At 63.0% G+C, this 12205-nt stretch carries 8 protein-coding genes; 3 read left to right on the top strand and 5 right to left on the bottom strand.

The window, feature by feature from the left end; genetic code table 11:
- The first annotated feature begins 8 nt into the window (after positions 1-8).
- Positions 9-2189 (top strand): TonB-dependent receptor, encoded by a 2181-nt coding sequence (locus tag BLS51_RS21235; protein WP_090188097.1) that lies wholly within the window; start codon positions 9-11, stop codon positions 2187-2189.
- Here BLS51_RS21235 and BLS51_RS21230 read toward each other — a convergent pair.
- From BLS51_RS21230 to BLS51_RS21220, 3 genes are read right to left on the bottom strand one after another with little or no spacing between them, the layout of a single operon-like run.
- On the bottom strand, positions 2186-3559 hold the full coding sequence (locus tag BLS51_RS21230; RefSeq protein ID WP_090188093.1) for a DUF2799 domain-containing protein: 1374 nt from the start codon (positions 3557-3559) through the stop codon (positions 2186-2188). The genes BLS51_RS21235 and BLS51_RS21230 overlap by 4 nt on opposite strands.
- A gap of 40 nt (positions 3560-3599) precedes the next feature.
- On the bottom strand, positions 3600-5384 hold the full coding sequence (locus tag BLS51_RS21225; RefSeq protein ID WP_090188089.1) for a sensor domain-containing phosphodiesterase: 1785 nt from the start codon (positions 5382-5384) through the stop codon (positions 3600-3602).
- 2 nt (positions 5385-5386) lie between these two features.
- On the bottom strand, positions 5387-7048 hold the full coding sequence (locus BLS51_RS21220) for a methyl-accepting chemotaxis protein (protein ID WP_090188084.1): 1662 nt from the start codon (positions 7046-7048) through the stop codon (positions 5387-5389).
- Between the two features lie 219 nt (positions 7049-7267).
- On the opposite strand from BLS51_RS21220, the gene BLS51_RS21215 reads away from it, so the two are divergent.
- A complete protein-coding gene (locus BLS51_RS21215) occupies positions 7268-8320 on the top strand; it encodes an acyltransferase family protein (RefSeq protein ID WP_090188081.1) in 1053 nt (350 codons plus the stop codon).
- On the opposite strand, the gene BLS51_RS21210 is transcribed toward BLS51_RS21215, so the two are convergent.
- Positions 8310-9539 (bottom strand): hypothetical protein, encoded by a 1230-nt coding sequence (locus tag BLS51_RS21210; protein WP_090188078.1) that lies wholly within the window; start codon positions 9537-9539, stop codon positions 8310-8312. The two genes, BLS51_RS21215 and BLS51_RS21210, sit on opposite strands and share 11 nt — an antisense overlap.
- 58 nt (positions 9540-9597) lie before the next feature.
- On the opposite strand from BLS51_RS21210, the gene BLS51_RS21205 reads away from it, so the two are divergent.
- A complete protein-coding gene (locus BLS51_RS21205; protein WP_090188075.1) occupies positions 9598-10086 on the top strand; it encodes a hypothetical protein in 489 nt (162 codons plus the stop codon).
- On the opposite strand, the gene fusA is transcribed toward BLS51_RS21205, so the two are convergent.
- Entirely contained in the window at positions 10083-12194 is a 2112-nt protein-coding gene (fusA, locus tag BLS51_RS21200; protein WP_090188072.1) for an elongation factor G, read from the bottom strand. The genes BLS51_RS21205 and fusA overlap by 4 nt on opposite strands.
- Positions 12195-12205: the final 11 nt, after the last annotated feature.

The raw sequence follows: 12205 nt of genomic DNA, 5'->3' as shown, positions 1-12205 counted from the left end.
AAAATGCCATGCCAACCTTCGACCTGAAGCTCTCCCCTCTTGCCTTCGCCGCCATGCTGACGGCCGCCGCCAGCGCACAGGCGCAAACCGACGCCGCGCCTGCCGATGACAAGGTGCAGTCGGTGGTCATCAACGCCTCCGCCGACGCGTCGGCCAACGGCTTGTCGCGCAATTTCGCCGGTGGCCAGGTTGCGCGCGGCGGCCGGGCCGGCCTGTTGGGCAATGTCGACATCATGGACGCGCCTTTCAATTCGCTGAACTTCACTGCGGACCTGATCCAGGAACAGCAGGCACGCAGCGTGGCGGACGTGCTGCAAAACGATCCGTCGGTGCGCGTGGCGCGTGGCTTCGGCAACTTCCAGGAACTGTATGTGATCCGTGGCTTCGCGGTCAGCTCCGACGATCTGGCCTACAACGGCTTGTACGGCGTGCTGCCGCGCCAGTTCGTCGCATCGGAACTGCTGGAGCGTGTTGAAGTTTTCCGTGGCGCGAACTCCTTCCTGAATGGCGCGGCACCTGGTGGCGGCGGCATTGGCGGTTCGATCAACCTGCTGCCCAAGCGCGCCGGCAATGCACCGCTGACCCAGGTGACGGTGGGCGTGGAAACCGGTGGCCAGGGTTACGCCGCTGCCGACATCGGCCGTCGCTTCGGTGAGGAGAACCGCGCCGGCATCCGCGTCAACGTCGCGCGCCGTGACGGCGACACCGGCGTCGATAAGGAACATCGTGAACTGAGCGTCGCCTCGGTGGGCCTGGACTACCAGGGCCGTGGCTTCCGCCTGTCCGCCGACCTGGGCTACCAGGACCACAAGCTGACCGCGCCGCGTCCGGCCGTCACGCCAAGCGGCACGATTCCGCTGCCTGCGGTCCCTGATAGCACCAGTAACTGGGCGCAGGACTGGACCCACTCGAATGAACGCGACACCTTCGGCACGCTGCGCGGTGAATGGGACATCAACAAGGACACGGTGGCCTGGGCCGCATTCGGCGCCCGCAGCGGCGATGAGAACAACGTCCTGTCCGAGCCAACCGTCACCGCCGCTGACGGCACCGCCAACGCCTACCGCTTCGACAACACCCGTCACGACAATGTGCGTACCGGCGAAATCGGCGTGCGCACCAAACTGCGCACCGGCAGCGTGGGCCACACCATCAGCGCCAGCGCCTCCAGCTACTGGCTGGAATCGAAGAACGCTTATGCCTTCAGCACCTTTGGCGGCATCGCCACCAACATCTATAAGCCGGTGGATGTCGCCGCGCCACCGGCCACCTTCTTCACCGGCGGCGTGTTGAGCAATCCTGGCGTCACCGCCAAGACCATCTTCAGCAGCTATGCGCTGGCCGACACCATGTCGATGCTGGACGATAAAGTGCTGCTGACCGTGGGCGCACGCCACCAGTCGATCAAGTCCGAAGGCTATAACTACGACACCGGCGCCTCCAACGCGCACTACGACGAAACCAAGGTGACGCCGATGGCCGGCATCGTTTACCGTCCGGTGAAAGCCGTGTCGCTCTACGCCAATTACATCGAAGGCCTGCAACAAGGCCCGACCGCGTCCGGCGCCGAAATCGACAACACCGGCGAGATCTTCGCTCCCTACGTCGCCAGGCAAAAGGAAATCGGCGTCAAGTACGAAGTCGGCACGCTGGGCGCGACTGCCGCGCTGTTCCGCACCAACCAGCCGGCGGCCTATGTCGAGAATGGCCACTTCGGCGTGTTCGGCGAACAGCGCAACCAGGGCCTGGAGCTGACCGTGTACGGCATGCCGGTGCGCGGCCTGCGCCTGCTGGGCGGCCTGACGCTGCTGGACGCTACCCAGCGCGAAGTGCAGGATGCCCGCAACAATGGCAAGGATGTCATCGGCGTGCCGGATACGCAGCTAAACCTGGGCGCTGACTGGGATGTACCGGGCATGCATGGCCTGAGCATCAACGCGCGCACGGTTTACACCTCGTCGCAATACGCGGATGCCGCCAACACGCAGAAGCTGTCGTCGTGGACCCGCCTGGACCTGGGCGCCAGCTACGCCACCCGCATCCTGGATCGCGACGTCACCTTCCGCGCACGCGTGGATAACGTCACCGACAAGAGCTACTGGGCTTCCGCCGGCGGCTATCCGAACTCGAACTACCTGATCATGGGCGCGCCGCGCACCGTATCGGTATCGGCGACGGTCGGCTTCTAATAGATCTCGCGTCGCAGTCGCTGCATCTGCTGTTCGTGACGGTCGACCCAGCGTCGGGCGTCATCGAACTGGCGCTCAAGTCGCTGCAAGTAATCCACTAGCTCGCGCCGCTCCTGTTCGCGGCGGCGGTCCTGCTTGACCGTGTCGTCGTTGACGGGACGGTCTTTTGCCTCCTGATTGGCGCGCATATCGCGTTCCAGTCGTCCCAGGCGGCCGCGTGCTTCGCGCACGCGGTTTGCCAGGTCATTTGCATCGGCCATGGCTTCGCGCTGTTTTGCTGCTGCGATTTCATAATCCTGGCCGCTGACATAAGCGTGCTTCAACTGGTTCTGTGCAGCCGGCGCGCACACTTCCACTGCCATGCCGATATTGGTGCGGCCACGTTCAAAGGCATTCTCCGGCGTGCAGTAGCGCGCATTCTCCTGGCGCCAGGCGTTGGTGTAGGCGTCGCGCGTGGCCGGGATGACGAACACGCCGGCGCGGCTGGCGTTGGCCATGCGTTCTTCCAGCTGGTACGGAAGGCCGTAGCCGTCATCGGCGCCGGTCTGGCGCCAATATTCGGTGAGGCGGTTCTCCCAGGCTTCGCGGTATTCCTTTTCGTGGATCTTCAGACCCTTGGCCTTGGCTTCGCGGCCGCGCTTGCCAAACTCCTTGCCGCTGGTGGCGTCCTGCGTGCCGAGATTGCGCCAGTAGTTGACGATCTCCGCGTTCCAGGCGGCGCGGTAGGCCTCTTCCTGGATGTCGACACCGGCGCGCCGCGCGGCGGCGGCGCGGTTGCGGAACTCGGCGTCCGGTGTGCCGTTCCGCGCATCACTGTAGCCCGCGTCTGACCAGAAGGTACGATTACCGGCGCGCCAGCCATCGACGTATGCCGCTTCATCGAAACGCAACTGCGCGGCCGCAGCGTTATCGCGGTTGATGTTCTTTTGTGTCAGCGGCTGGCCGGCAGTGCCTTCGCGCTGACCGAGATTCTGCCAATAGCGGGAATTCCCCTCGGCCCAGCCGGCGTCGTAAGCGGGACGGTTCAACGGTGTCTTGTGCTTGCGCAGCTCTTCGCTGTTGACGTGTTTGTCGAACTGCGCTTGCGTGCCCTGCACCCCATCGGTGCTGCCCAAAGCATGCCAGGCGTCCCAATTCCCCTGTGCCCAGCCAGCGTTGTAGCGCGCGGCGGCATCGGCGACGGCAGGCTTGTCGGCGTGGTCGTCGCAGAAGTCCTTGCGCTCGGCGTAGTTGGCCGGTTCGCCCATCAAGCCATCTTTGTGGCCGATGGCGCTCCAGTCGCCGGCCTTGCAGTCGGCAACGCGCTGCATGTGGGACTGGCATCCGGCCAGCAGCAATAACAACGGGATCAGGCGCAGAGTGGTTTTCATGGCCCGGATTATAATGCCAGATTGGCAATCCGGGCCGGGTTTATGCGGCGATGGCGATGTGGCTGTCGCGGTGCTCGATCGCATGCGCGAGGAAGGCGCTCGCGTTCAAGGGCTTGGCGAAGTGGTAGCCCTGCGCCAGGTCGCAGCCCCAGTCGCGTATCAGTCCCAGCGACTCCCCGGTTTCCACGCCCTCCGCCACCACCTGGTAATCCAGTTCGCGCGCCAGGGCGATCAGCGAACGCACGATGCGCTGGTCGCGCGGGTTGGCGTGCACATTGCGTATCAGCGACTGGTCCACCTTGATGACGGTGGCCGGCACCTTTTGCAGATAGGCGAAGTTGCTGTAGCCGGTGCCAAAGTCGTCCAGCGCCAGGCTCATGCCCAGGTCGCGAATGCCGTGCAGCGCCTTCAGGATGATGGGGCTCTCCATCCAGACGCCTTCGGTACATTCAATTTCAACGTAGCGCGGATCAACCTTGAATTCACGGCAGGTAGCTGCCAGCCGCTCAACGATGTCCGGCTCTTCGAAATTGTAGGCGGACAGATTGATCGCCACCTTGATCGGATTGCCCGCCGCGTGCCAGGCACCAATCTGCTTGATGGCGGTACGGATCACCCAATGGCTCAAAGGCCCGATCAGCGCGGTCTTTTCGATCAGCGGGATGAACTCCGCCGGCGACACAGCGCCCAACTCCGCATGATGCCAGCGCAGCAGCGCTTCGGCGGCCAGGCAGGCGCCATTGGTCAGCTCATGCTTGGGCTGGTACACCAGCTCAAACTGATCGTTGGCGATGGCATGGCGTACATCGTTCAACAGGCGGAAAGCGCGTTTCTGTTTTTCGTCTTCTGCATTGCTGTAGCAGCTCCAGCGCTGCTGGTTGACCAGTGCCTGGTTGATGGCCGCCGCCGCCTTGCGCGGCGCATCCTTGGCCGAACCGGGGCACAGATCGAACTGCACGATGCCGCCAAAGCTGGTCAGCGACATCGGAATATTCAGACTGTTCAACGGCGCTTGCAGATCCGCCTTCAGGCTATACAGATAATCGATGAAGCCTTGTGTATCTTCGTCGCGCGATAGGATGGCGAAGCGCGCGTCGGTCAGGTGGTAGACCTGCGCCCTGCCCTCGAACAGCCGCAGCAGCCGCGCCCCCACCTCACGCACCAGCTCATCGTAGACCGCAGCGCCGAGCACGCGGATGATCTCGAACGCTTTGGCGGCATCCGGCATGTCAATGTCGGCCAGCACGCGGTTTTCGCCGGCATGTTCGCGCGCGCGCGTGGTCAGGTCTTCAAACAGCTGATATTTGTTTGGCAAACCGCTGACCGCATCGACGTGGCCCACCGCGCGGCCCAGCGTAATGTGCGACATCACCAGCGACGCCAGCCTGGCCAGCTTGTCTTTCTCAGCTGTGGTTAGTGTGCGCGGCGAGGTGTCGATCACGCACAGCGCGCCGATGGCGTAGCCGTCAACGGTAATCAGCGGTGCGCCGGCGTAAAAGCGCACGGCCTGCGGTCCTGTCACCATAGGATTGGTGGCAAACCGTTCATCCAGCAGCGTGTCTTCGATGACCAGCACGCCGGATTGCTGGATGGTGTAATTGCAGAAGGTCTGGTCGCGCTGCGTATTCGGCGGACAAAAACCGACGGTGGACTTGAGCCACTGCCGGTCGCTATCCAGCAGCGAGATGTAGGCGCCAGCCACGCCGTACATCTCCATCGTCAGTCGGGTGATGGCATCGAAGTATTCGCTGGTATTGGTGTTCAGGATGCCGAGCTGATGGAGCGCTTCCAGGCGCTCCGCCTCGGAGTTCTTCGGCAACAGCATCCTTATGCTCCCACAGGCGCGACCAGCAAGCCAGCGTTGGCACGGGCAGCGGGCGACGCCGCACGGGACGGCTGCGCGTGCCAGCCATCACGCTGGAGCTTGAACACGCTGACTGCGTGGTTCAGGTGCGCGGCCTGCTCCTGCAGCACTTCCACCTCGCCGGCGGCGTGTTCCACCAGCGCGGCATTCTGCTGGGTCACCTGGTCCATCTGCGAGATGGCGCGGTTGACTTCCTCGATGCCCACGCTTTGCTCATTGCTGGCCAGCGTGATCGCGCCAACCATGTCGCTGACCTGCTTCACGCTGTGAACGATGTCACGCATGGTGGTGCCGGCATGTTCCACCAGTTGCGTACCGGCGTGAATCTTGGCCACCGATTCATCGATCAGCGATTTCACTTCGCGTGCCGCCGTCGAGCTACGTTGCGCCAGGTTGCGCACTTCGGTCGCCACCACGGCAAAGCCACGTCCCTGTTCACCGGCGCGCGCCGCTTCCACTGCCGCATTCAGCGCCAGGATATTGGTCTGGAAAGCGATGCCGTCGATGACACCAATGATTTCCTCGATCTTGCGCGATGATTCGTCGATCGCATTCATGGTCTGCACCACTTCACCGACGATTTCGCCGCCCTTGCTGGCGATGTCCGACGCGTTCTGCGCCAGGCGGTTGGCGTCGCGGGCGCTGTCGGCGTTCTGCTTGACGGTGGAAGTCAGTTCTTCCATCGCCGATGCGGTTTCCTCCAGCGAGCTGGCCTGGTCCTCGGTACGGCCGGACAGGTGCTGGTTTTGTTCGGAGATCTGTTCGCTGATGCTGCTGACAGCGACGGCGGCTTCCTGCACTTCGGTCACGGTGCTACGCAGGTTGCGGCTCATTTTCAGCAGCACGGCCATGATGCTGTTGCTATCCTGGCCGCGCAGTTCGACGTCGTGATACAGCTCGCCGCGATCCACCGCATTTGCCAGCGCCTTCACCTCGGCCGGTTCGGCGCCCAAGGCGCGCAGCAGGTATTGGGTCACGCGCCATGCAACCAGCACGCCGATGGCGATCGCCACCGCCACCGCGATCAGCGCCAGCGCCTGGAAGTTATGCGCGCCGTGGCGGGCCAGCTCCGATTCCGCCTCGGTCAGTTTCTCTTCCTGATCGATGAAGCCATTGATACTGGCCAGCCATTCAACGAAGGCCGGCTTGGCCTGATCCAGCATCATCTTGCGGGCGGCTTCGGTATCGCCGGCGTTGCGGGCCGCGATGATTTGCTTGATCAGCGGCGTCGCGCGCGCTTCGCTCTGCTTGATCTTGTTCAGCCACTCGCGTTCTTCCGGCGTGACTTTGGCCTTGGCGTCGCTGAAAAATGCATCCATCGGCTTGGCCGATTGCTGGTAGTCGTCATCCAGCTTGCTGATCAGCGCGGTCACGCTGGCCATTTCCGCATCGCTGACCAAGGTGACGTCGCGCAGCGCAATCGCGCGATCGTGCACGCTGCCACGGAAGTTGATGGCGTAGCGCTGCTTGACGTTATTGACTTCGCTGATGTGCTGCAAGCTGTTGTCGATGGCATTGACCTTGAATACGCTCAGCACCGACAGCGCCAGCATCATGGCCAGGATGATGCCAAAGCCGATACCCAGGCGTGAGGCAACCGTGATTTCATTGTTATTGGTTTCCATTGCTTAGTTCCTTAGATCGCATACGAGACATCGCCATCATATTTCACGCCAGCAATTAAGTTAAATTTATTAGTTCAATTCAACCAATAGCCGTTGCCTATTGTTAATGGCTTGCCGGAAAATTGGTTGAAACTTTACTACTTCAAGGGAGGGAAAACACCTCTCCGACGAGGGATGGCGTGGTAAGGTTCGCGCTGGTTAAATTATTAAAACATAACGATGCGCATCAACTCTGTCGACGCTGTTCGTGGCCTGACCGTGGCCGCCATGCTGCTGGTGAACGATGCCGGCGACTGGTCCCATATCTATCCCTGGCTGGAACATGCGCACTGGCACGGCTGCACGCCGGCCGACTTCATCTTCCCGGTGTTCATGCTGATTGTCGGCGTGTCGATCCAGCTGGCGATGGGCCGGCAGCTCGATCTCGGCGCGCCGACCAGGCCACTGGCGCAGGCCGTGCTGGCGCGCGGCGCGCGCATCGTGCTGCTTGGCGTGGCCCTGAACGTGGTATCGATGTTTGCGATGGACGCCCATTTCCGCCTGCTCGGCGTGCTGCAGCGGACCGGTATCTGCTTTGCCGCCGCTGGCCTGATCGCGATCTACCTGCCCGGCGCACGCGCCCAGTGGGCCGTCCTGGCCGCGATCCTGCTCGGTTACTGGGCGCTGCTCTGTGGTAGCGTCGAGCCGAACGCCAATCTGGCAGACCGCATCGATACCGCCCTGCTCGGCCGGCTGTCCTACCAGTTCAACGCCGCCACCGGACTGGCGCACGAGCCGGAGGGCATACTCAGCACGCTGCCGTCGCTGGGCACCGTCATTCTCGGCATGCGCGCCGGCGATTTGCTGCGCAAAGACCGCATTCCAGCGCTGGCCGCAGCCGGCGTGATGGCGATGCTGCTTGGTGGCTTGTGGTCGCTGGCGCTGCCGCTGAACAAGCAGCTGTGGACTTCATCGTTCGTGCTGTGGACTGGCGGTTTCGGCATGCTGGCAATCGCCATCGCCTACTGGCTGATCGATGTGCGCGACTGGCCACCGCTGGGACGCGCCATGGGCGTGAACGCGATTGCCGCCTACGCCGGTGCCTGGCTGGCGGCGTGCGCGCTGTCGGCCAGCGGCGTGATGGGGCCGTTGTACGAAAAGGTGTTCCGCGCGCCGCTGGCGCCGGCGTTCGGCGCCGAGTTTGCATCAATGGCGTTCGCAGCGACGTTCACCGCCGTATTCTGGCTGGCGATGGCATATGCCTACAAGCGCGGCTGGCGCGTCACCATCTGAAACGCAGCGATACCACCAGGCTGCGCTCCTTTTGCAGTGGCTGCTCGCCGATCAACTGGCGAGCCGCGCGGTCGCTGCGCACCATCAGCGCTTCCGTCATCAACGAGATGTTGTCGGCCAGCGGCACATCGTAAGCCAGCGCCAGCGCGTGGCCGCGTTCGTTGTTCGGGTCCCCGGGAATACGGTCGTTCTCCGTGGTGCGGAAGCGGTCATACCGCAGCGTCGCTGTGCCCGGACCCAGCGGATGGCTGGCTGCCATGAACCAGGACTGAAAATCCACGGCCACCAGGCTGTGGCCCATCATCGTATCGCCGCGCATCGCTTGTGCCATCAATTCCCATGCGCCGTGCGGCCGCCAAACAGCGCTGACATGGCTGAAGCGTGTACGCCAGCCCCACTGGTCATCCTTGATGGCGGTGGCGTCCGCCAGATTATCGTAACGCAGTGACGCCAATTCCAGCGTCGAACCGAAAGCCACATTGGCACCGACGTAATAACCAAGGCGGCCGTCTATTTCGCGGAATGGATGGATGGTGCGGCTTTGCGCCGGAATCCTGCCGCCGGGCGCATAGGCCGGCAGATCCGGCAGCAACAAGGCGTCGTTGCGGCCGCCGATGCGGTCGCTGATCGACCAGCCGCGCCACGCCAGCAGCGTGCCGGTCGGGTCATTGCCGTTGAAGACAGCCGCCACCAGGCCGATGTCGTAAGGCGCATCGACGTAGCGCCCGAGCCGGCGAGCGCTCCACTCGATGCCGTTGGTGCGCAGCTCCTCGCCGATCCAGCTGTTGATGGCGGAACTGGAAATCGTGTGCTTCGGCACCCAGCCGACGCTGTCGTAGTCAAGCTCCACGCTGGTCGGCGGGAAAAAGAAGCCTGCCTTGACGCGGGTTTTCCATGCGCCGGATGGTAGCGGACTCCACGCCAGCCAGGCCTCGCGCACATCCACCACGCGCCCACGATGCTGCTGATCGGCGCTCAATTCGACGCTGGCGCTGATGCTGTCCGCCACATCGAAATCCCCGCGCAGCACGGCCTGGCCGATGCTCACGCGCGGCGAATCCCCGTCGTAGCGCAGCTTGCCCATGCCGCCATCGAGAAAGCTGCGGCTGGCGTCGGCGTCCACCGCGCGCACGTCCAGCAGGCCGCGCCACTCGGCGCCATGCGCGCTGCCGGCGCAGGCCACCAGCGCCAGCAAGATGGGACGGGATTGGAATTTCATCCAAGCATGATACACGGCTATAATCCAACGTCCTCAACCTAGACGAAGAAAGCTTCGGATGATCAAAAGTTTGCGTATTGCCGGCCTGGCGCTGCTGGCCTGCATGTCTGGCGCGGCGCTGGCCGATACCTTCGAGACCATCGAATCGGCGCCGCTGAATGAAGTGTGGCTGAACGGCGGTTTCCACACCTGGCACTTCCAGAGCAATAAAGACCTGAACGGTGCCAATGGCGGCCTGGGCGCCGAATGGCGCTTCTCGACGGTGGCATCGGCCACGGCGGGCCGCTTCTACAATAGCGACCGTGCCTATTCCAACTACCTCGGCGTCTACTACCAGCCGTGGAAGATCGGCCCGGTGCGCATCGGTGCGGTGCTTGGCGCCTTCGACGGCTACCCGAAAATGCGGAATGGCGGCTGGTTCCCCGCCGCCATTCCGACATTGAGCTATGAGTACAAGCGGGTGGGTGTCAACATCGGCATCATCCCGTCGTACAAGGACCGGCTGTACGGAGGCATCTCCGTACAGCTGAAGGTCAAGGCCTTTTAAGCTTTGGCCTTGGTCACGGCGATCTGCTCCAGGATGTGTTTCGGAACTTCAGCATAGTTCTTGAACTCCATCGTGTAGGTCGCCCGTCCCTGCGTCAATGAGCGCAGCGTGGTCGAGTAGCCGAACATCTCGGCCAGCGGCACGGCGGCACGAATGATCTTGCCACCGCCGCCAGGGATCTCGTCCATGCCCTGCACCATGCCGCGCCGCGACGTCAGATCGCCCATGGCGTTGCCCATGAACTCTTCCGGCGTCTCCACTTCCACCTGCATCACCGGCTCCAGCAGCACCGCACCGGCGCGCTTCATGCCGTCCTTGAAGGCCATCGAACCGGCCATGCGGAAGGCATTCTCGTTCGAGTCGACATCGTGGTACGAGCCGAAGGTCAGCGTGGCGCGCACGTCAACCACCGGATAGCCGGCCAGCACGCCCTGCTTCAGCGTTTCCTGGATACCCTTGTCGACCGCCGGGATGAACTCGCGCGGCACCACGCCGCCCTTGATGGCGTCGACAAACTCATAGCCCTTGCCACCAGGTTCCAGCGGCTCCAGTGTCAGCACCACGTGGCCATATTGGCCGCGGCCGCCGGACTGCTTGACGAACTTGCCCTCGACATCGGTGGCGGTTTTGGTGATCGTCTCGCGGTAAGCCACCTGCGGCTTGCCGACAGTCGCCTCGACGCCGAATTCACGCCGCATGCGGTCCACCAGAATCTCCAGGTGCAACTCGCCCATGCCGGACATGATGGTCTGGCCCGATTCCTCGTCGGTATGCACGCGGAACGATGGGTCTTCCTGTGCCAGGCGGTTCAGGGCGATGCCCATCTTTTCCTGGTCGGCCTTGGTTTTCGGCTCCACCGCCTGCGAAATCACCGGCTCGGGGAAGATCATCTTCTCCAGCACGATCACATGATCCGGCGAGCTGAGCGTATCCCCGGTGGTCACGCCCTTCAGGCCCACCGCAGCGGCGATGTCGCCCGCGTAGACTTCCTTGATCTCCTTGCGCTCGTTGGCATGCATCTGCAGGATGCGGCCCAGGCGCTCCTTCTGCGACTTGGTCGGGTTGTAGACCGTGTCGCCGGAATTCACCACGCCCGAGTACACGCGGAAGAAGGTCAGCTGGCCGACGAACGGGTCGGTCATGATCTTGAAGGCCAGCGCTGCGAACGGATCTTCGTCGGTCGGATGACGCTCGATCGGATTATCTTCTTCATCGGTCCCGGCGATCGCCGGCACATCCACCGGCGACGGCAGATACTCGATCACCGCGTCCAGCATGGCCTGCACACCGCGATTCTTGAAGGCGCTGCCGGCCAGCATCGGCACGATCTCATTGCGGATGGTGCGCAGGCGCAGGCCGGTCTTGATCTCTTCCTCGGTCAGCACGCCACCGTCCAGGTATTTTTCCAGCAGCTCGGGCGTGCCTTCAGCGGCCGCTTCGACCATCTTGTCACGCCATTCCTGCGCCACAGCCTGCAACTCGGCCGGGATGTCTTCATAGGTGAACTTCACGCCCAGCGTCTCGTCATCCCAGTTAATCGCGCGCATCTTCACCAGGTCGATGACGCCGTGGAAATTATCCTCGGCGCCCAGCGGCACCTGGATCGGCACGGCCACCCCCTTGAGGCGGTTGGCAACCTGTTCGCGCACGCGGAAGAAGTCCGCGCCAACGCGGTCCATCTTGTTGACGAAGGCAATGCGCGGCACACCGTATTTATTCGCCTGGCGCCATACGGTTTCCGATTGCGGCTGCACGCCGCCGACGGCGTCATACACCATCACGGCGCCGTCCAGCACGCGCATCGAGCGCTCGACTTCAATCGTGAAGTCGACGTGGCCCGGCGTGTCGATGATATTGATGCGGTGTTCAGGGAAATTGCCGGCCATGCCTTTCCAGAAGGCGGTGGTGGCGGCCGAGGTAATGGTGATCCCGCGTTCCTGCTCCTGCTCCATCCAGTCCATCGTGGCCGCACCGTTATGTACCTCACCAATTTTATGGTTGACTCCGGTATAAAACAGGATGCGCTCGGTGGTCGTGGTTTTGCCGGCGTCGATGTGGGCGCTGATGCCGATATTGCGATAGCGCTCGATGGGGGTCTTGCGGGTCATTACAATCTCCT

This window comes from Duganella sp. OV510 (assembly GCF_900100205.1).
Taxonomy (GTDB): domain Bacteria; phylum Pseudomonadota; class Gammaproteobacteria; order Burkholderiales; family Burkholderiaceae_D; genus Rugamonas.
This window is presented reverse-complemented; position numbering and strand designations above follow the sequence as displayed.